Origin of the sequence: Burkholderia sp. HI2500, assembly GCF_002223055.1 — a bacterium.
Classification (GTDB): domain Bacteria; phylum Pseudomonadota; class Gammaproteobacteria; order Burkholderiales; family Burkholderiaceae; genus Burkholderia.
On sequence record NZ_NKFL01000007.1, the window covers coordinates 860,659 to 880,468 of the forward strand.

General features: G+C 66.5%; 20 protein-coding genes and 2 pseudogenes. 11 read left to right on the forward strand and 11 right to left on the reverse strand.

The genetic code is table 11. The features are described from left to right. Positions 1-97: 97 nt before the first annotated feature. Positions 98-1,021, reverse strand: a complete 924-nt coding sequence (locus CFB45_RS36105) for a LysR family transcriptional regulator (RefSeq protein WP_089429858.1) — start codon at positions 1,019-1,021, stop codon at positions 98-100. Positions 1,022-1,088: 67 nt separating this feature from the next. Between CFB45_RS36105 and CFB45_RS36110 the strand changes: the two genes are divergently transcribed. Then, on the forward strand, positions 1,089-1,706 hold the full coding sequence (locus CFB45_RS36110; protein ID WP_089430141.1) for a LysE family translocator: 618 nt from the start codon (positions 1,089-1,091) through the stop codon (positions 1,704-1,706). Positions 1,707-1,783: 77 nt separating this feature from the next. Here the strand turns inward: CFB45_RS36110 and CFB45_RS36115 are convergent, their stop codons facing one another. After that, on the reverse strand, positions 1,784-2,416 hold the full coding sequence (locus tag CFB45_RS36115) for an FMN-dependent NADH-azoreductase (protein WP_089429859.1): 633 nt from the start codon (positions 2,414-2,416) through the stop codon (positions 1,784-1,786). Positions 2,417-2,548: 132 nt separating this feature from the next. Here CFB45_RS36115 and CFB45_RS36120 point away from each other — a divergent pair, with 132 nt between their 5' ends. Continuing rightward, entirely contained in the window at positions 2,549-3,427 is an 879-nt protein-coding gene (locus CFB45_RS36120; protein WP_089429860.1) for a LysR substrate-binding domain-containing protein, read from the forward strand. 119 nt (positions 3,428-3,546) lie between these two features. Here CFB45_RS36120 and CFB45_RS36125 read toward each other — a convergent pair whose 3' ends face one another. Further along, positions 3,547-5,022, reverse strand: coding sequence for a coniferyl aldehyde dehydrogenase (locus CFB45_RS36125; RefSeq protein WP_089429861.1), 1,476 nt, complete (start codon positions 5,020-5,022; stop codon positions 3,547-3,549). A gap of 99 nt (positions 5,023-5,121) precedes the next feature. Between CFB45_RS36125 and CFB45_RS36130 the strand changes: the two genes are divergently transcribed. Together CFB45_RS36130 and CFB45_RS36135 are read left to right on the forward strand one after the other, a co-directional pair. Beyond that, a complete protein-coding gene (locus CFB45_RS36130; RefSeq protein ID WP_089429862.1) occupies positions 5,122-5,775 on the forward strand; it encodes a TetR/AcrR family transcriptional regulator in 654 nt (217 codons plus the stop codon). A gap of 131 nt (positions 5,776-5,906) precedes the next feature. Next, a complete protein-coding gene (locus tag CFB45_RS36135; RefSeq protein WP_089430142.1) occupies positions 5,907-6,590 on the forward strand; it encodes a type 1 glutamine amidotransferase domain-containing protein in 684 nt (227 codons plus the stop codon). Between the two features lie 23 nt (positions 6,591-6,613). Here CFB45_RS36135 and CFB45_RS36140 read toward each other — a convergent pair whose 3' ends face one another. From CFB45_RS36140 to CFB45_RS36155, 4 genes are all read right to left on the reverse strand, one after another. Continuing rightward, positions 6,614-7,105 (reverse strand): MerR family transcriptional regulator, encoded by a 492-nt coding sequence (locus CFB45_RS36140; RefSeq protein WP_179255146.1) that lies wholly within the window; start codon positions 7,103-7,105, stop codon positions 6,614-6,616. A gap of 129 nt (positions 7,106-7,234) precedes the next feature. Further along, positions 7,235-8,479 carry a saccharopine dehydrogenase family protein gene (locus CFB45_RS36145; RefSeq protein ID WP_089429864.1) on the reverse strand — a complete coding sequence of 415 codons (1,245 nt, stop codon included), beginning with the start codon at positions 8,477-8,479 and terminating at the stop codon, positions 7,235-7,237. 43 nt (positions 8,480-8,522) lie between these two features. Further along, complete coding sequence (locus CFB45_RS36150) at positions 8,523-9,440, reverse strand: acetoacetate decarboxylase (protein ID WP_089429865.1); 918 nt, start codon at positions 9,438-9,440, stop codon at positions 8,523-8,525. A 176-nt stretch (positions 9,441-9,616) separates the two neighbouring features. Further along, positions 9,617-10,066 (reverse strand): MerR family transcriptional regulator, encoded by a 450-nt coding sequence (locus CFB45_RS36155; RefSeq protein ID WP_089429866.1) that lies wholly within the window; start codon positions 10,064-10,066, stop codon positions 9,617-9,619. Between the two features lie 291 nt (positions 10,067-10,357). On the opposite strand from CFB45_RS36155, the pseudogene CFB45_RS39865 reads away from it, so the two are divergent. Together CFB45_RS39865 and CFB45_RS39870 are read left to right on the forward strand one after the other, a co-directional pair. Next, a pseudogene (locus tag CFB45_RS39865) lies at positions 10,358-10,870 on the forward strand (alpha/beta fold hydrolase); the annotation flags it as partial. Next, positions 10,758-11,063, forward strand: a pseudogene (locus CFB45_RS39870) (alpha/beta fold hydrolase); the annotation flags it as partial. The pseudogenes CFB45_RS39865 and CFB45_RS39870, both read left to right, overlap by 113 nt. Positions 11,064-11,137: 74 nt before the next feature. Here the strand turns inward: CFB45_RS39870 and CFB45_RS36165 are convergent. Beyond that, the gene (locus CFB45_RS36165; RefSeq protein ID WP_089429867.1) at positions 11,138-11,800 is read right to left on the reverse strand and encodes a glutathione S-transferase family protein; all 663 of its coding nucleotides are present in this window, start codon (positions 11,798-11,800) and stop codon (positions 11,138-11,140) included. 123 nt (positions 11,801-11,923) lie between these two features. Between CFB45_RS36165 and CFB45_RS36170 the strand changes: the two genes are divergently transcribed. Next, positions 11,924-12,904, forward strand: a complete 981-nt coding sequence (locus tag CFB45_RS36170) for a helix-turn-helix transcriptional regulator (protein WP_089429868.1) — start codon at positions 11,924-11,926, stop codon at positions 12,902-12,904. A 111-nt stretch (positions 12,905-13,015) separates the two neighbouring features. Here the strand turns inward: CFB45_RS36170 and CFB45_RS36175 are convergent, their stop codons facing one another. Beyond that, complete coding sequence (locus CFB45_RS36175) at positions 13,016-13,207, reverse strand: hypothetical protein (protein WP_089429869.1); 192 nt, start codon at positions 13,205-13,207, stop codon at positions 13,016-13,018. Positions 13,208-13,239: 32 nt separating this feature from the next. On the opposite strand from CFB45_RS36175, the gene CFB45_RS36180 reads away from it, so the two are divergent. Then, on the forward strand, positions 13,240-13,947 hold the full coding sequence (locus CFB45_RS36180; RefSeq protein WP_089429870.1) for an Imm50 family immunity protein: 708 nt from the start codon (positions 13,240-13,242) through the stop codon (positions 13,945-13,947). Between the two features lie 17 nt (positions 13,948-13,964). Here CFB45_RS36180 and CFB45_RS36185 read toward each other — a convergent pair whose 3' ends face one another. Continuing rightward, positions 13,965-14,609 carry an HD domain-containing protein gene (locus CFB45_RS36185; protein WP_089429871.1) on the reverse strand — a complete coding sequence of 215 codons (645 nt, stop codon included), beginning with the start codon at positions 14,607-14,609 and terminating at the stop codon, positions 13,965-13,967. A gap of 168 nt (positions 14,610-14,777) precedes the next feature. On the opposite strand from CFB45_RS36185, the gene CFB45_RS36190 reads away from it, so the two are divergent. Then, positions 14,778-15,185, forward strand: a complete 408-nt coding sequence (locus tag CFB45_RS36190; RefSeq protein WP_089429872.1) for a DUF3224 domain-containing protein — start codon at positions 14,778-14,780, stop codon at positions 15,183-15,185. Between the two features lie 205 nt (positions 15,186-15,390). Here the strand turns inward: CFB45_RS36190 and CFB45_RS36195 are convergent, their stop codons facing one another. Then, positions 15,391-16,629: an SfnB family sulfur acquisition oxidoreductase gene (locus CFB45_RS36195; RefSeq protein ID WP_089429873.1), complete on the reverse strand. Its 1,239-nt coding sequence runs from the start codon at positions 16,627-16,629 to the stop codon at positions 15,391-15,393. Between the two features lie 292 nt (positions 16,630-16,921). Between CFB45_RS36195 and CFB45_RS36200 the strand changes: the two genes are divergently transcribed. Together CFB45_RS36200 and CFB45_RS36205 are read left to right on the forward strand one after the other, a co-directional pair. Continuing rightward, positions 16,922-18,199 carry an acyl-CoA dehydrogenase family protein gene (locus CFB45_RS36200; protein WP_089429874.1) on the forward strand — a complete coding sequence of 426 codons (1,278 nt, stop codon included), beginning with the start codon at positions 16,922-16,924 and terminating at the stop codon, positions 18,197-18,199. Continuing rightward, positions 18,196-19,590: an LLM class flavin-dependent oxidoreductase gene (locus CFB45_RS36205; protein ID WP_089429875.1), complete on the forward strand. Its 1,395-nt coding sequence runs from the start codon at positions 18,196-18,198 to the stop codon at positions 19,588-19,590. Before CFB45_RS36200 ends, CFB45_RS36205 begins: the two co-directional genes overlap by 4 nt. The last annotated feature ends 220 nt before the right edge of the window (positions 19,591-19,810 follow it).

Genomic DNA, 19,810 nt, shown 5'->3' on the forward strand with positions numbered 1-19,810 from the left:
GGCGCCGGGATCGATCGCGATGCCTGCGCCGAGCTTCACCACGCCCCTTCTTGCGGGCGCGTGGCGTCAACACCCATCTGCACACACACGCGCCCCATCAAACCACCGCCCTCAACCACCCCAGCACATCCCCCTGCGCACTCCCCGCCACCACCGGTTCCGGCGTCAACAAGCAGTAATGCGAACCATCCTCGACGAACCCCATCGGCGCGACCAGCACACCGCTTTCGATGTCGTCGCGAACGAGGTGCCACGGGCCGATCGCGACACCGAGCCCCGCAACCGCCGCCTGCAGACTGAAATAGAAATGGTCGAACGTCTGCCCGCGCCCGCCCGCGGCCGGCTGGTTCGCCGCCACTGCCCATTCCTTCCACGCGTGCGGCCGTGTCCGCGTGTGCAGTCGCGCAACATCCGCCTTCAACGAGCGACTGCCACGACGCGCGGAAAACCACGCATCGACCTTATCCGGCCGGCAGACCGGCCCCACCTTCTCCGCGAACAGCCGCTCCGCGTGATAACCCGCCGGCCACGCAAAGTCATTGCGTCGAATCGCCATGTCGATGCCGCTGTCGAATGAGAACGGACCGCCTGCGGCAGCCAGGTGAATGTCGACGCCCGCATGCCGCGCCTGAAAATCCGGCCAGCGCGGAATCAGCCAGCGCATCAGAAGCGTCGGTTCGCACGACAGCACCCAGCGCCGCGCCCGGGCGGCCTCGGTACGCAATTCCTGCGCGGCGTGACGCATCAGCCCCAGCCCGTCATGAACGGCCTGCGCCAGCTTGCGGCCCGCATCGGTCAGGAACACGCGACGGCTGCGCCGCTGGAACAGCGCGACGCCCAGGTCGTCCTCGAGCAATCGCACCGCGCGGCTGACCGCGCCATGGGTCAGGCACAGCTCGTCGGCCGCACGGCTGAAATTCTCGTGACGCGCCGCCGCCTCGAAGCAACGCAGCGCCATCAGCGATGGCAGGTTCGTGCGAACTGACTGTGAGTCAATCTCACCATTCTGGTCAGAAATCATCGCTTTTTCCGATGGAACATGACCCATAAGATTGCGCCATCAAGCCATCAATCGCAAGGACAAGACGATGACCGAACTGATAGTTGTAGTCACCATCACGCTGCTGGCCGTGATCAGCCCGGGGCCGGACTTCGCGATGCTCACGCGCAACAGCCTGATGCTGTCGCGCCGCTCGGGCGTACTCACCGCGCTGGGGATCGGGCTCGGCGTGACGGTTCACGTAAGCTACACGCTGCTGGGCGTCGGCCTGCTGATCCGGCAGTCGCTGTGGCTCTTCAATGCCGTCAAGCTGGTCGGCGCGATCTACCTGATCTACCTCGGCGTGAAGATGCTCATGACGAAGGCGGGCAACGGGCAGACGGATGCGCCGGCCGCACCGCTGTCCGACCTGGCCGCGCTGCGCACCGGCTTCCTGACCAATGCGCTGAACCCCAAGACCACGGTGTTCATCGTCAGCCTGTTCATGCAGGCCGTGCGGCCCGACACGCCGTTGATCGTGCAGATCGGCTACGGCGCGTTCATCGCCGTCGCGCATGCCGGCTGGTTCAGCCTGGTGGCCCTGTGCTTCTCCGCGACGGCCGTCCGCGATCGCCTGCTGGCGCTGCGGCACTGGATCGACCGCACCTTCGGCTGCCTGCTCGTCGGCTTCGGCGTCGCGCTTGCCATCGCGCGCGGCGGGCGCTGATTCGAAACGGCGCGCCACCCGTCGATGCAACCGACCGGCGCGCTTCGCCGGCGCGCCGGATGCGCCACTCGGTCGCTTTAGAACGTACGCGCGATCGTGCGGGCTTCGTCGATCGCGCGACTGCGATCGACCGCTCCGTCGGGGCCGAGCAAGGTGCGCTCGACGACGATCCCGGTGACGTCCTTCACGCCCACGAACTTGAGCCAGGTCTCCATGTACGGGCGCTGCAGATCGAATTCGGCCGCCGGGGTAAATGAGCCCGGCGACTGATAACCGAGCCCGCGCGCGTAGACCACCGCCGCCTTTTTCCCGGCCAGCTTGCCGGCGAAACCTGTGCCGTCGAACGTGAACAGCACGTCCTTCTGCGAGATCACGTCGATCAGGTGCTTGAGTTTGTACGGAATACTGAAATTCCACAGCGGCACGCCGAACAGAAGCTTGTCCGCCTCGTGGAACGGCGCCGCGAGCTGCTCGATCCGCTGCCATGCCGCCGCCTGAGCCGGCGTCAACGCGTTGCCGCTCAGTCCCGCATATTTAGCGGCCAGCGCGGCTTCGTCGAATTCGGGTATCGCCAGATTCCAGATGTCGAGCGTCTGTATCTCGTGATCGGGATGCGTGTGCCGATACGCATCGAGAAAGGCATTGCACACGTCGATGGACGCCGAGTAGTCCTTGTTGGGTGAGCCTTCGATATAAAGCACGCGTGTCATGAAACCGGTCCTTGCCGAAAGTGACGGCGACGCGCGGGATGCGCGATCGCCCACTGCCCTTCGCAGCCTATCGGATCGACCTATAATCCGGAAACGATATGAATTGATCGAATTAACCCGAATTGGTGATCAATGAACACGCCGCTCGACACCTCACTGCTTCATACGTTCGTCGCCATCGCCGACGTACGGAGCTTTACCGGCGCAGGTCGCAGGCTGCATCTCAGCCAGTCCGCGGTCAGCGCGCAGATCGCTCGTCTCGAGGAGCAGGTCGGCCGGGCGCTGCTCGCCCGCAATACGCGCAGCGTTACGCTCACCGAGCATGGCCGGATGCTGCTCGGCTACGCGCGCGCGATGCTCAACCTGAGCGAGGAAGCGAAGACGAAACTGGGCAGCGGCAACGCAGTCGATGTCACGCTGCGCATCGGCGCATCGGAGGATGTGGCGGGAGGCTGGCTGCCCGACGTGATGCGCCGCCATGGCGCCGCGCGGCGCGGCTTGCGGCTGAATCTGACGGTCGACATCGGCGACAGCCTGTTTCAACGGCACGCCGACGGCGAATTCGATCTCGTGATCGGCAGCCGGTGCGCGCACACGGGCCAGGGCGCGACGTTGTGGCGAGAGCCGCTCGTCTGGGCGTTTGCGTGCCACGAGCCGCTGCCGGAAGGCGATGTGCCGCTCGCGTGCTTCCCCGATCCGTGCCCGTACCGGGGCGCTGCCATCAAGGCGCTCGCGCTGGCCGGCATGCCCTATTTCATCGCATGCGAAAGCCCAAGCGTCACGGGCATCCGCACGTTCGCGCGCGCCGGCATCGCGATTGCGCCGGTGCCGCGCAGCGCGATCGACGACACGCTCCGCGAGCTGGGCGTGTCCGAAGGCTTGCCGGCGCTGCCGGACATGGAATTCGTGATGATGCACGACGCGGGAATGCCGGCCGCCGTCGAATTCGCTGCGACGCTTGTCGATGAAACCGCCATTCGCAACGGGGCCGGCGTGCGCAACCGGCCCTAGCGTGCAGTTCGGTCACGGCCGAGGTTCGATCACAGGCACTTACCGACGCATGCAAGTTCGGCCACAACGGCGCGCCGCGTGCGATTCAGCCGCGCACCGGTCGCGGCGCATCGCCGGTCTCAGCGCTTCGCGCTCAATCCCGCCCGCACGCCCTCAGGCTCCCGGCTGCGCCCGAGCAGCGCTGCCAGCGACAGATCCGCGAGCTTGCCAAACGGCGCACGCAGCAGGCTCGGCAGGTTCCAGCGCCCCAGCACGAACACGCCCTTCGCATGGCTCATCGCGCGGAATCCCTCGATGCCGTGATACGCGCCCATCCCGCTCGGGCCGACGCCGCCGAACGGCAAGTCCTCCTGCGCGACATGCAGGAGCGTGTTGTTGATGCCGACATTGCCCGACGTGGTGCGCTTGAGCAACGACTCGCAGTCGCTGTCCTGCGCGCCGAAGTAGTACAGCGCGAGCGGCCGCGGACGCGCATTCACGTAGTCGACGACTTCGTCGATCGTGCGATACGTGCGCACCGGCAGGATCGGCCCGAAGATCTCTTCCTGCATGACGGTCGTATCGTCGCCGGCACCGACGATCAGCGTGGGCGCGAGCGTCCGCTTGCGGGTGGCCGCCTGCTGCGGATTCACACCCGCCTCGATCACGCGCGCGCCCTTGCTACGCGCTTCGTCGACGAGGCTCTTCAGGCGATCGAAATGCCGGTCGCTGACGATCGACGTGTAGTCCGGGCTGGTCGGCCCGCCCGGATAGAAGCGCGCGACGGCCGCATCGTATTGCGCGACGAACGCGTCGAGGTCGTCTTCATGCACCAGCGCATAGTCGGGCGCGACGCAGGTCTGCCCGCCGTTCGACAGCTTGCCGAACACGATGCTGGACATCGTCCGGCCGTCGACGTGCCCTCTCGCGACGATCGCCGGGCTCTTGCCGCCGAGTTCGAGCGTCACCGGCACCAGGTTGTCGCTGGCCGCCTTCATGACCTTGCGGCCCACCTGCGTGCTGCCGGTAAACAGCAGATGATCGAACGGCAAGCCGCTGAAGGCGGCGCCGACTTCCGGGCCGCCGAGCACGACCGCGACTTCCTCGCTCGGGAAAGTTTCCGCGAGCATTCGGCGCATCACCTCGCTGGTGCGCGGCGTCAGTTCCGACGGCTTGAGCATCGCGCGGTTGCCCGCGGCCAGCGCGGTGGCCAGCGGAATGAACGTGAGCGCGAACGGGTAATTCCACGGCGCCATCACGCCGATGACACCCAGCGGCTGGTACTCCACGCGCGCGTGCCCGGCCCGGTAAAAGATCCCGACGTGCCGGCGCTGCGGCTTCGTGAAGCGGCGCAGATTGCGCGTCAGGTAGTCGATCGCCTGGATCACGCCGACCAGTTCCATGATCGCGGTCTCGTGTCGCGAGCGGTGCCCGAAATCGGCGCTGACCGCCTCCTCCACTTCGCTGCGATACGCGAGCACCACGGCGCGCAGCCGCGCGAGCCGCGCCTTGCGCTGCTGCACGCTCGGCGGCCCCTCGCTGACGAACGCGTTGCGCTGGCGGGCCAGCAACGCCGCCGGGTCGAAGCTCGAGCTGGATTCTGCGGAAACGGCCATGGTGCACCTCACGAGGTTGCGTCGATGTAGACACTGTCAACTTGCATGCGGCGGATCATAGGCTCACAATGTGTTCCCTGTCAACATAGGAGCAACGCGATGTCGTCGGATGAGGCTGCGGACGCCGGGCAAAAGGCTTATCACCACGGGGATCTGCGGCGCGCGATCATCGACACGGCGCTCGACACGCTGCAGGAGCAACAGGGCTGGCAGTTCACGCTGCGCGAAATCGCGCGGCGCGCGAACGTCAGCCACTCGGCGCCGTACCGGCATTTCCCGGACAAGGCCGCGTTGCTGCACGAGCTCGCGCTGATCGGCTTCGATCGGCTGAACGAAGACCTCGCCGCGTCCGTCGATCCCGCGGCGGACGCACCGGACGTGCTGCGCGCACTCGCTTACGCCCATCTCGCGTTCGGGCAGCGCAACCCGGATCTCTATCGACTGATGTTTGCCGCGGATGCCGGCGAGCCCACGGACATCCATCTCGATCCGCGCGTGCAGGCGCCGTTCCTGCTGGTCGTCGACATCCTGGAACACGGCCAGCGCGCCGGCACGATCCGCCCGCGCCCGGCGCTCGGCCAGGCGACCGCCTGCTGGGCGCATCTGCATGGGCTGACGATGCTGGCGATCGACGGGCGGCTGGTGCGCGAGAAGGTCGGCGATCACGCGATCGAAGATGCGCTGACCACCTTGCTGGACGGTCTCGTGCTGCCCGCCAGCCCCGCGCGGTCCGCGAAGACGAAAAGGCCTTGACCTTCAACTTTGCTTGAAGGTTAAGGTTTGCCTCGGCAGCGTATCGAGGCCATGGGTATGGGCACTGCCATCCGACAATCCGGCGGCGCGTCGACGACGCCCGCCCGTGGCCGATGAAAGGGAACCGCATCATGAGCAAGCGCATCCTTCACGTGGTCAGCAACGTCGCGCACTACGCCGATCCGTCCCAACCGACCGGCCTGTGGCTGTCCGAGCTGACCCATGCCCATCAGATCTTCGCGGCGAAAGGCTATGAGCAGCTGCTGGTGAGCCCCAAGGGCGGCGTGTCGCCGCTGGAGCCGCGCTCGCTCAAATGGCCGCACGCCGACGCCGCCGCGAAAGCGTGGCGCGCCGACAAGGCCAATGAGGCGCTGCTGGCCACCACCGCGCGCCCCGACGAGATCGATCCGGCCGATTTCGACGCGATCTACTTCACCGGGGGCCACGCGGTGATGTGGGACTACCCGGACGATGCGGGATTGCAGCGGCTCACGCGCGAGATCTACGAGCGCGGCGGCGTCGTGTCGTCGGTCTGTCACGGCTACTGCGGGCTGCTGAACACCAAGCTGTCGGACGGCTCGCTGCTGGTTGCCGGACGCCGGATCACCGGCTACTCGTGGGTCGAGGAAATCCTGGCCGGCGTCGCGAAGAAGGTGCCCTACAACGTCGAGGAGCAGATGCAGCAGCGTGGCGCGCGCTACGAGAAGGCGCTGCTGCCGTTCACGTCGTACGTCGTCGTCGACGGCCGGCTCGTGACCGGCCAGAATCCGCAATCGGCGAAGGCGACCGCGGAACAGGTCGTCGCGTTGCTGTGATGGGATGCGCCGGCGCGCTGCCGCTAGGCGCGGGGCGGCCGGCGGCGCACGACCGCTTCATCGCGATCGGCGGCGGCAGTCGTAGCCTCACCGCCGCTGCCCTCCGCCGCACTCCCCGGCGGGATGCGCGACAGCAATCGCTTCGCATGGATTGCACAATCGACCGACTCCGGTTTCGCGGCGATATCGGCGATCAGCGCCACGATCTGCGCCTTGCTTTGCGCGAGCCGCGCTTCCAGCGCCTCGATGTCCCGCACCTTGCCGCACAGCGCGTCCAGCAACGAAGCGCAGGGCCACTGCGCGAGGTCGGCCGGCATCAGCGTGCGAATCTCGTCGAGACTGAAGTCCGCCTTCTGCGCGGCCGTGATCAGGTCGAGCACCGTCACCGCTTCCTGCGGATAGGTGCGATAGCCGTTCGCTTCGCGCTCGACGAGCGTCAACAGACCGATGCGCTCGTAAAAGCGGATGCGCGAAGAGGTCAGGCCGGTGCGTTCCGCCAGTTCCCCGATCTTCATGTTCCGATACTCCCCGGCCGGATCGTGTCCGGCCATCTGCCCCGTCGTGACTGTCCTTTGTCTCCCGATGTTGTTTCGCAATCCGATCTTTATCGGCTTCCTGTCGAATGGCGAGCGAACGGCGCGCGCTCAAATCACTTCGAAACGCAGGCCCGCATGGCGCACCAGGCGCTCGATGTAGCGCGCGTCGAACATCGTCGCGGGCGTCCAGAAGCCGCCGCCGCGGCCGGTCTTCACGCCGTCGCCGGCGCAATCCAGCGCGAGACTGATCGCGGCCTGGCCGAGCATCTTGCCCGTGGAGCCATAGCCGGGATCGCGGTCGCCGGTGACTTTCACGCGCAAGGTCTTCCCGTCGTCGGTACGGCCGAAGAAGCGCAGATCGTAGCGGCCGGCCAGCTGCGCCGCGGCGCTCGGCCCCTCGCCGGGTTTCGGCAGCAGGAAGCGCTCCATCAGGCTGCGCACCGGCTTGATGACGACACCCACCATGAACGCGCCGAGACCGGCCACCATCGTCACCGCGGTCAGGCGGCCCTTGAGGCCCGTGCCCGTCATCACCGCTTCGTCATACGTGAAGCGGCTGCCGTACGCATTGCCGGCGAGCGCATTGGAGCGATGCACGACACGCTCGTTGATCGCCGCCATCACGAACGGCGCGATCCACGCGTCGAAGTCGCGATCGAATGCGGCGGATCGCACCGCATGCTGGCGCATCGTGAAGCCATGCCCCGGCGGGCACAGCGAGTACGGATCGAGCAGTTCCCGGCGCAAGGCCGGATCGGCCGCCGCTTCCCGCACGACGTTGATCACGCTCGCCACCGTGCCGCCCGACGCGCCGCCCTTCAGCGTTTTCACCCGCATCTTCACCTGCGCGGCCGGCACGCCCCACCGCTGCCGCGCCTGCTGCTGCAGGAAGAACACGCCCATGTCCGACGGCACCGAATCGAAGCCGCAGCAATGGACGATGCGCGCGCCGGATTGCCGGGCCGCGGGCTCGTACCTGTCGATCATCCGCTTGATCCACTGCGTCTCGCCGGTGAGGTCGCAGTAGTCGGTGCCGGTTTCCGCGCAGACCCTGACCAGCGGTTCCCCGTAAAGCGCATAGGGGCCGACGGTGGACACGACCACCCGCGTCTGCGCGCAGAGCGCGCGAAGCTGCGCTTCGTCGGCCGCGTCGGCGACGATGATCGGCACCGACTGCCCGGCCGCGCCCAGCGTATCCCGGACCTGCCTGAGCTTCGCTTCCGAACGGCCGGCGATGGCCCAGCGCAGCGTTTCGCCGCTGCCTGACAGGTACTCGGCGAGGTAGCGGGCGAGGATCTGCCCGACGAAACTGGTGGCGCCGAATACGACGAGATCGTGGGTCGGACGGGTCATGGGCGATTCCTTCGGCGCGGGCGTGCCGCGAAGTGGCGTGGCGTCAGCGTGGCTTTCCGGGTTCATCGAAGGCCTTCAACGGGGTCGGCAGGTTCAGCACCAGCTGCGCGTCCTTCACCACGTCGAGACGCAGGATGGTGGACGCGCCCAGCCCGTCGAGCAGCTGGCTCAGCGGGCCGCCGTGCCGCACGAGCTCGACGTTGCGCGGCAGCAGGCGCTGAGCGAACGATAGCGCATTCGTCTGCACGAATGTCTGGTGCCATTCGCCGTCGATGCGGTTGATCATCGTCGACGTGCCCATGTGCGACTGCGACGCGACGTTCGTCAGCTCGGGCATCGGCACGCTCAGGCTCAGGTCCGGCCGGCCGCCCGGGCCGGCAATGCGGGCGGTGGCGGTGGCGTCGAGTTTCACGTCGATATCGGCGAGCCACTTGGGCAGCTGATAGCCGTGCACGCCGCGCACCCGCGCGATTTCCGTGGTGACCGGCAGCGCGAGCACGTGCGCGAAGAAGCTCCGGCGCCGCATCGAATCGAGCAGCTCGAGCGCGTGTGATCCGGTCGAGCCGGGCCGCCGGATCACCACCGCGACCGACACTTCGTCATACGGATCGTTGTCGCACACCGAATACGAGAAGAAGGTCAGCGCGACCAGCCCGTACCCTGGGAGCGCGCGCAACGGCTCGAGCGGCACCGGCAGCGTGCTCCGCAGGCGTTCGAGCGGCGCAAGGAACAGCAGCTGAATGCTGCTGGAACGGTAGTAGAAATTCGGCGCCCAGGTCAGGCCGACCCGCGACGCAACCTGACGCTTCGGAATCCGACGGAAAAAATCGATGTTCCCCGCCGCGGGATCGCGCGCCACTTCGTCGAGGTCAGGATTCATCCGGAACCGGTCGTAGTACCCGCCTTCGGGCACGTCGACCTTGTGTGGGCCGAATTCGACCTGTGTAAACCGCCTGTCCATGTTCGTTGCCTCCCGTCGATGATCGACCGTGGCAGGCAACACCCGATGCCCGCTGACTCACCGCCGTCAGCAAGCACTCTAAGATTTAAGTCAACTTTAAGGTCAAGGCCCCGAGTAGAGGGGCACGTCGGATTGCGTTTGAGCGACTGGCCGGCGCTCGCCGGGCCGGCGCCGGATCATTTGGCGGTCGTGCGACGGCCCTTGCCGGGTGTCGGCGCCTCGCCCGGATTGCGCAACCGGTCCATCACCCAGCGCGTACGCTCCGAGCAGGTCAGTTCGGCCGGCCGGTTCTTGATGCTGTCGATCGCGACGCGCAGTTGCGCCTTGTTCTCCTCGAGGCGCTTCTGCATCGCGTCGATCTCGGCGACTTTCCGTTCGAGCGCCTCCACCAGCCCGTCATGCTGCCAGTTGCCGGCTTTCAACGGCAGCAGATGGCGGATCTGCTCCAGCGAGAATCCGGCGCTCTGTGCGCCGGCGATGATCTCGAGCATCCACACCGCGTCGTCGCCGTATTCGCGATAACCATTCGTGCCGCGCTCCACGGCCGTGAGCAGCCCCTCAGCCTCGTAGAAGCGGATCCGCGAGGCCGTCAGGCCACTGAGCTTCGCGAGTTCCCCGATTCTCATCCCTGCCTCTCCAGCGTGTTGACATTAAACCTAACTTTAAACCTAGAGTGAACGCATCGCCAAGGCAGGCGGGCAGCGGATGCCACCGCATGCGCCGCGCCGGCCTGGCGACCCTCGCGACCGGCAGGACCGTCACGGATCGACATCGCCCACCGAACAGGAGCAGACATGGGATACGTCACAACGCAGGATGGCGTCGACATCTTCTACAAGGACTGGGGGCCGCGCGACGCGCAGGTCATCTTCTTTCATCATGGCTGGCCGCTCAGCGCCGACGACTGGGATGCGCAAATGCTCTTCTTCCTGGCACAGGGCTATCGCGTGATCGCGCACGACCGTCGCGGCCATGGGCGCTCCAGCCAGGTGTGGGACGGTCATGACATGGATCACTACGCGGACGACGTCGCCGCGGTCGTGAATCACCTCGGCGTGCAAGGCGCCGTTCATGTCGGCCATTCGACCGGCGGCGGCGAGGTGATCCACTACGTCGCCCGTCACGGCGAAGACCGCGTCGAAGGCCGTGCTGATCAGCGCCGTTCCGCCGCTGATGGTCAAGACGGACAGCAATCCGGGCGGCCTGCCGAAAGCGGTATTCGACAACCTCCAGGCGCAACTCGCGGCGAACCGTGCGCAGTTCTACTACGACGTGCCCGCCGGCCCGTTCTACGGCTACAACCGCGACGGCGCGAAACCGTCGCAAGGCGTCATCTGGAACTGGTGGCGGCAGGGCATGATGGGCAGCGCGAAGGCCCACTACGACGGCATCGTCGCGTTCTCGCAGACCGACTTCACCGAAGACCTGAAAAGCACCACGATCCCCGTTCTCGTGATGCATGGCGACGACGACCAGATCGTTCCGTATGCGGATTCCGGTCTCCTGTCGGCGAAGCTGGCGAGGAACAGCACGTTGAAGACGTATGCGGGCTTCCCGCATGGCATGCCCACGTCCAACGCCGAAACGATCAACGCCGATCTGCTCGCGTTCATCCGCGGCTGAAAATCGACGACGCCACTGCGGCCTTCAGTTGCCCTTGCGGCTGAAGGCCGTCGCCTGCCCGCTCTCGAACGCAGCTAGTCGAGCCCGCGCAGAAAATCGGGAACCGCTTCACCGATCGACGCAAGATAGCCGGCCATCGCGCCGGCGACCTTGCGCACGGCGGGGCGTGCCGTCATCCGTTCACGCCACGCGAGCAGGCGGGGCGTTTCGTCCGTCATCGGCGCGCCCTTGCGCGCGCCGAACAACTGCGCCATGTAGAACGCGATGTCGGCATAGGAATACGTGTCGGCCAGAAACGCGCGATCCGCCAGCACGTGCTCCATGCGTCGATAGTATTCGGCCGCCGCGGCGCGTGCAGCCTGTGCGGCCGGATCGTCCGGTGTCGCCTCCGGCCCCATCAGCCGGATGATGTGCGGAAAATAGATTTCGTCGCTGCAATGCTCGAGCTGACGCGCGTTCGCGCGCGCCGCCGGATGCGCTGGCCATAGGGCGGGATCGGGCTGCAGATCCTCGAGATACTCGAAGATCTGCGTGGAATCGAAGAGCTCCAGATCGCCGTCGATCAGCACCGGCACCTGCCGCTTCGGGTTGATCCGCAACACGTCCGGATGTTTGGGATCGTAGCCGCGAAGCTGGCTGAACGGCACCATCACCAGTTCGAATTCGATGCCCTTCTCGTGCGCGGCCATCTCGACCTTCGCGCCAAACATGCTCAGCGGCCCGGAAATGATCTTCATCGCTTGATCCCTCGTGATGTCATGCTGCGTCGCCCGCGTCGATGAAACGGATCGGGAATGCGCGAAAGCATAAACCCGATAACATGACACCTCATGTCAGGTATTTGAGGTAACGTGTCGCTCATGAAAGCGAGCCGCCTGTTGTCGATCATGATGATGCTGCAAGCGCGCGGCCGGATGACCGCACCGGCGCTCGCCGAAGCATTGGAAGTATCCGAGCGCACGATCCTGCGCGACATCGACCAGCTCTCCACGGCCGGCGTGCCGATCTGGGGCGATCGCGGCCGCAACGGCGGCTTTCAGTTGAGCGATGGCTGGCGTACCGATCTCACCGGGCTTACCGAGCACGAAGCGCACGCGCTGATTCTGGCGGGCTTGCCCGGGCCGGCGCGAGAATTGGGCCTCGACGGCATGGCGACTTCCGCGCGGCTGAAGATGATCGCAAGCCTGCCGCCCGGCTCGCGCGAGCATGCCGATCGCGTCGCCAGCCGGCTGCACGTCGACACCGTCGACTGGTATCGCGCGCAGGAAACGCCGGCCTGCCTGCGTGACGTGGCCGATGCGGTGTGGGGCTCGTATCGTATCGACGTGAAATACCAGAGCTGGCGCGGCGTATCCCGCCGCGAACTCGAGCCGCTCGGTCTGGTGCTCAAGGGCGGCGCGTGGTACCTGGTTGCCAGGGTGGTCGGCAAGCCCGGCGCACTCACGTTCCGGCTCGCGAATATCCTCGAACTCGATGCATCGCGCCGCCGCTTCAAGCGGCCCGTGCGATTCGACCTCGCGACGCACTGGCGCGACGCGATGAGCCGGTACGAAGCCGACCTCAATCGGCTGACCGCCCATATCGCCGTGTCGCCGCGCGGCGAAACCTGGCTGGCCAACGCGCGGATCAAGGCCGAGCGTGTCGTGCAGGAAAAAGGCGACACGGAGGTGCCGCCGGGATGGACGGCGTTCCTGATGCCGATCGAATCGATCGAGCACGGCGCGCGGAAATTGCTGGGGTTCGGCGCACACGTGAAGATCCTCGGGCCGCAAGCGCTCAAGGATCAGTTCATCGACGAGTTGGCGCAGGTGCAGGCGCTCTATCAGGCCGGTGACGATTGAAGCATCGCGTTGCGCGACGACGTGGTCGCGGCGATTCGAAACAATGGAACCGTTGAGTCTTCGTCAAGTTTGACGTCGCGCTTCTCAAGGTGGTACTGCCGGCCACGCCGGTCAATTATCGCGCTTCGCCCCAACCCCGACCTGTTCAGCCACCGGCCCGCGGTGGACGATTGACAGCCGCCGGCAGAGCGCCGACAGTTCCGGCATCGCCGCTCGATCGTGCAGGCCGGCATACCGGGGATCGGCCACCGCGAGCGCGAGCGCGAGCGCGCGTGCCGCGCCTGTCGCAAGCAAGGCGCCCATGGACTGCTAGCCAACCATACCGAGAGAACAGCATGCCGCTTCAGTCGAACTACCCCAACACGCTCCACTACGTTCGGCAGAATGCGCGCCGGCTGACCTATGACATCGGCTACTACCTGAGCCCGCACAGTGACGGAGCGATCACCGTCGGCTACGAGATCGTGCAGGCGGCGCACCACGGCCGCATCGGCTGCGCGGCGACCACGCTCGATTTCCGGGGCTCGCTCGAAGAAGCGGAACGGTATCTGGTCAAGCAGCTCGAAGCGATGGTCGAGGGCTTGCCCGAGTCGTGGGAATCGGATCAATACAGAAACCGCAAGGAGACGGACGAGAGCGCGGTCGAGCATGCGTGGCTGATACGCAGCGTCTACGGCTACTGGCCGAAATTTCATGACGCCGGGGTACTGGCCATCGCACTGCGCCGGGTCAACGTGAACGGTGGATGGCAAACGGATATGGAACTCACGATCCGTCATGCCGGGCAAGACAATCCGGCATGGAAAGGGCCGCAAACGCCTTGCCGGATTACGTTCCTGTTCGAGGACGTAGAGGGAACCGAGTTCGCGACGGAAAATGTCGCGCTCCCGTCGTGGATTTACGATCTGCGGTTTTCTCATTGCGACGATGGCCGCATCCAGATCGACCTGTATCCGTCGACCGGCTTCGGGATCCTGCTCTACTGTCGTGCCGCGACCGTCATCCGCATCGAGCCCTGCGCGGCAGACGACGTCGGCATCTGAAAGCCACATCGGCACAGTCAGATTTCGTCGGAGAACTCGTCGAGAAAGCGCTGCAATCGATCGCGGCGAACGATCGCCATACGCGTGCCGGTGACGGTCTGAAAACCGGTTGAAAGCCTCAGCAGTTTCGTGCGGAAGTGATCGATCGCGAATCGCGTGTCGTCGAGCGCCCGTGCCGATGCGTGCGGATCCGCCGGGTCGTACAACGCGCTGCCCATCCGGCCCGCGACATAAAAGCACCGCGCGACGCCCACCATGCCGATCGCATCGAGCCGGTCGGCGTCCTGCAGCACCTTGGCTTCAATCGTCTTCGGCGCGACACCGGCCGAAAAACTGTGCGCCTCGACCGCATGCGCAACCGCGTCGATCTTCGCATCCGGCCAGTCCAGCGACTTCAGCACCTGCCGGGCCTTCTCCGCCGACAGCCGCGATGCGTGCGCGCGAAGCGGGGAATCTTTCTCCACCGCCACGCAGTCGTGCAGCAGCGTCGCCGCCAACAGCACCTCCGCGTCGCCGCCCTCCTTCGCCTGGATCGCGGCCGCGTTCTTCCACACGCGTTGCAGATGCGACGTGTCGTGCGCGCCGTCGCCATTGGCATCGCGCCAGTGCGCCAGCAAGGTGTTGGCCAGATCCTGAAAGGGTGCGAACGCAGGGAAAGTCATCGGGGAAAGCGGTCGAGGTCGGGATGCCGATTATCGCCGCAAGCGCCGCGCGGCATACGATCCGCTATCCGTTCTGCCCGTGATTCCGGTATATCAAGCAAACTACAACCTCCAGCAGAACCCGGTTGCCTTATAGTGCGGGTTGCCAATTCGACGAGGAGCGCTGCAATGACACTGCTGGCCAATGGTCCGTTTGAAGTGAAGCTGAATCCGGAATCCCTGAGTGCCGTCGCGGAACAGACCGGGCTCGGCCGCATGTCGCTGGACAAGCAGTATCACGGCGACCTGGAAGCCGTCAGCCAGGGAGAGATGCTAGCGTTTCGAAGCAGCATCCCGGGCTCCGCCGGCTATGTGGCGATGGAAACCGTGCAAGGCGCGCTGGGCGGCCGCCACGGCAGTTTCGTCCTGCAGCACAGCTCCACCATGACACGCGGGCAGCCGCAGCAGTCGATCACCGTCGTGCCCGATTCCGGCACGGGTGAACTGCTGGGGCTCGCCGGCTCGATGATCATCACCATCGACAACGGCCTGCATTCGTACCGCTTCGACTACACGTTGCCGGAATCGCCTCGGTAAGCCGGCTCGTGCAGCCGATGCGGCTGCTTCGTGGTGTCGCCGCGCCGGGGCAATGACGCCGTCCATGCAGCATTCACGTGCCCGATACCCGGCAATTGCGCTCCGACGAACGCACTACCGGGTTCGCTCGTGATCACGCAGATGCGTTCGACCGCGATGACGCACTCACCCGTCACCGAGCCATGACACCACGATCGTCACGCGTTCAATTCCACGCATGGCGCGCCGGCCGCACGCCGTTCAGGTAGTAATTGCCGACGAGGTGATATTTCCAGCGCACCGGATCGTGCAGCGTATGCGTGCGTGCATTGCGCCAGTGCCGGTCGAGGTTGTGCTCGGCCAGCGTCGACTGCGTGCCCGCCAGCTCGAACAGCTTCTCGCCCGCGAGCAGCGCGATTTCCGTCGTCAGCACCTTCGCCTCGCCCACCGCCACCGATGCACGTGCGACGTCGTCCTCGGTCACGTCGCCGCGCGCCGCGATCTCGTCGAGCGTACGCGCCGCGCGCTCGAGCAGCGCCTCCGCCGCATGCAGCTGGATGTGCAGATGGCCGACCTCGCGAATCGTCAGCGGATCGTCGGCCGCCCGCTCGACGCCGCTGTCGACCCACGGTCGCGTGCGCGAGCGCACGAACGCCAGCGTATCGTCGAGCGCGGCCTTCGCGATGCCCGCGTCGATCGCGGCCTGGATGATCTGCGACAGCGGGCCGTTCAGCGTCGGCAGGTCGGACACGCGCTGCGCCGGCAGCACGTGCGACGCCGGCACGCGCACGTTGTCGAGCACGACGGTGCCGCTCGCGGTGGTTCGTTGCCCGAACCCCGACCAGTCGTCGATTACGGTCAGCCCCGGCGCGGGCTGGCGAATGTACGCGAGCCACGCTTGGCCCGTGTCGTCGAGGCCGAGCACCGGCACGTAATGCGCGAACAGCGCGCCGGTCGAATAGAACTTGGTGCCGTCGACGACGTAATCGTCGCCGTCCCGCCGCACGCGCGTCTTCAGATCGAGCACGTGCTTCGTGCCCTTCTCCGAAAAGCCGTTGCCGAACCGCTTGCCGCTCAGCACTTCCGAGAACAGGTGGCGCTTCTGCGCGTCGGTGCCGGTCAGCGCAATCACGTCGACCAGCCCGAAATGATTCTGCGGCAACTGCCCGAGCGACGGATCGGCCGCCGCGACGATCTTCACCACCTCGGTCAGCGTCACGTGCGACACGCCCGCGCCGCCGTACGCCTTCGGCACGGTGATGGCCCACAGCCCCGACTGCGAGAACCATTCGATCTCGTCACGCGGCAGCCGGCGCTCCCGGTCGCGTTCGGCCGCGCCTTCCGCGAGCCGCTGCGCAAGCGCGTGCGCGGCCGCGATGGCCTGCGCGTCGTCGGCGATCACGCGGGCCGCCTGCGGTTGCGGATCGGCCGGCCGTTCCTGGATCGTGGCGCTCGTCTCTGACATCGGGCTCTCCTGCTGATTGACGGAAACATTCAATCTAGCAGCACGCCGTACGCCGGCAAACCGAGCGATTCGCACAACGATATTCCTTCGCATGACAAACGATGCGGTGCACGGCCCGCAATGCACCACGCGTCAGCGACGATATCGACGCCCCGGCATCGATGCCACACCGCCTCGCCCGCGTAATGCCCGGTGACGATAACGATGTACGAATCCGTTATTGGATCGTCAGCAGCGTGCTTCCTATACTGGCCTGCCGGCATCGACGGCCCTGCCTTTCAAGGATCACCGCATGACTTCGTCTCCCGCAGCAACCGAACTTTCCACCGGCACTGACTATGACGCGCTTGCCAGCCGCTTCAGGCCGATCTTCGAACGCATCGCGGCCGGCACCGCGGAACGCGAACGCCGCCGAGAGCTGCCGCACGAGGCGATCGGCTGGCTGAAGGCCGCAGGCTTCGGCGCCGTGCGGCTGCCGGTGCGCGATGGCGGCGCCGGCGCGTCGCTGCCGCAGCTGTTCCGGCTGCTGACCGAACTCGCTACCGCCGATTCCAATCTGCCGCAGGCCTTGCGCGGGCACTTCGCGTTCGTCGAGGACTGGCTGAACGCGCCGCCCGGCGCCGATCGCCAGACCTGGTTCGACCGCTTCGCGAGCGGCCAGCTCGTCGGCAATGCATGGACGGAAACCGGCGACGTGGCGCTCGGCCAGACCATCACGAAGGTATCTGAAAAGAATGGCCGGCTCGTGCTGAACGGCCGGAAGTTCTACAGCACCGGCAGCCTGTTCGCCGACTGGATCGACGTGTTCGCGCAGCGCGCGGACGACGGCCGCGACGTGATCGTCGCCGTCGCGACCGCGCAGCCCGGCGTGATCCGCGAAGACGACTGGGACGGCTTCGGCCAGACGACGACCGGCAGCGGCACCACGCGCTTCGAGGACGCGACGGTCGACGCGCGGGACGTGATCGACTTCGCGCGACGCTTCAAGTACCAGACGGCGTTCTACCAGCTCTTCCACGTCGCGACGTTGGCCGGCATCGGCCACGCGATCGTGCGCGACGCGGGCGACCTGGTGCGCCGCCGCACCCGCGTGTACAGCCACGGCAACGCCCCGCGCGCGGCCGACGACGCGCAGCTGCAGCAGGTGATCGGCGAAATCGCGTCGTGGGCCTATGCGGCCGACGCGCTCGCGCTGCGCGCCGCGCAGCCGCTGCAACGGGCCTACGAGGCGCACTTCGATGGCGACGAGGCGGCCGAGCACGATGCGAACGTGGCGGCCGAGATCGAATCCGCGCAAAGCCAGCTCGTCGTCTCGGACCTCGTGCTGCGCGCGGCGACGCGCCTGTTCGACGCGCTGGGTGCGTCGGCAACCCGCAGCACGACGGCGCTCGATCGTCACTGGCGCAACGCGCGCACCGTGTCGTCGCACAATCCGCTCGTCTACAAGGCGCGGATCGTCGGCGACTGGGTCATCAACGGGCGCACGCCGCCGTTCGTCTGGCAGATCGGCAACGGCCCGGGTGCGAGTTCAAACACGAGCACGCATGCAGAGACAGGAGCCGCCCAATGAGCAAGACCATCCGCTTCAATGCGTTCGAGATGAACTGCGTCGGCCATCAGTCGCCCGGGCTGTGGGCGCATCCGCGCGACCGGTCGTGGCAATACAAGGATCTCGACTACTGGACCGACCTCGCCCGTGTGCTCGAACGCGGGATTTTCGACGCGATCTTCATCGCGGACGTGATCGGCTACTACGACGTCTACAAGGGCAGCAATTACCACGCGCTGCACCAGGCCGCGCAGATCCCGGTCAACGATCCGCTGCAGCTCGCCGCGCCGATCGCGATGGCGACCGAGCATCTCGGCATCGGCATCACTGCATCGACGACGTTCGAGCACCCGTACACGTTCGCACGCCGGCTGTCGACCGCCGACCATCACACGAAGGGCCGGCTCGCGTGGAACATCGTCACGTCCTACCTTGAAAGCGGTGCGAAGAACGTCGGCGACAACGGCCTGCGCACGCACGACGACCGCTATGCGGTCGCGGCCGAATACGTCGAGGTGCTGTACAAGCTGTTCGAGGGCAGCTGGGAAGACGGCGCGGTCGTGCGCGATCGCGACGGCCGCGTGTTCACGCATCCGGAGAAGGTGCACGAGATCGGCCACAAGGGCCGTTTCTTCGACGTGCCCGGCTACCACCTGTGCGAGCCGTCGCCGCAGCGCACGCCGGTGCTGTTCCAGGCCGGCGCGTCCGGCCCCGGCAAGGCGTTCGCGGCGCAGCACGCGGAATGCGTGTTCGTCGCCGCGCCGACGCGCCCGCAGCTCGCGCGCTACGTGGCCGACGTGCGCGCGCAGGCCGCGGCCGCCGGGCGCGACGCGAGCAAGGTCCTGATCTACAACCTCGTCACCGTGATCGTCGACGAGACCGACGAGAAGGCGCAGGCCAAGTTCGACGAATACCGCAAGTACGTATCGTATGACGGGTCGCTGGTGTTCATGTCCGGCTGGACCGGCATCGACTTCGGCCAGTACGCGCCGAACGATCCCGTCCGGCGCGTCGAAACGAATGCGATCGTGTCGGCGGTCGAGCACCTCGCGGGCGGTGACACCGCGTGGACGATCGAGGAACTGGCGGCCTGGGGCGGCATCGGCGGCCTGGGGCCGGTGTTCGTCGGGTCGGCGGAAACCGTCGCGGACATCCTGCAGGAATGGGTCGCCGCCACCGACGTGGACGGCTTCAACCTCGCGTATGCGGTGGCGCACGAAACCTTCGAGGATGTCGTGCGTTATCTCGTGCCCGAGTTGCAACGGCGTGGCGTGTATCCGACCGGCTATGCGCAGGGCACGCTGCGCGAGAAACTGTTCGGCGGGTCGGCGCGGCTGCCGGACGAGCATCCGGCCGCGCAGTATCGCGACATCGAGCAGGTCAAGCGCGATGCCGAGCGGGTAGCCGCCTGAGCGTGACGACCATTCGGCGGCTGGTCGGCCTGCCGTGTGCGGGCCGGCCGGCTTCACGATGAGCAACAACTGGTGCGTCGGGCCGACACTCGCCCGGCACGCCGCCACCTGATCGCCCCTTCCCCCTCATTCGACACCCGATGCGGGCTCCGCTTCCGCGCTCGTCCATCGAGCGGGCGAAACGTGCGGCTGCGGCAACCCACGACGACGCGCGCACCCA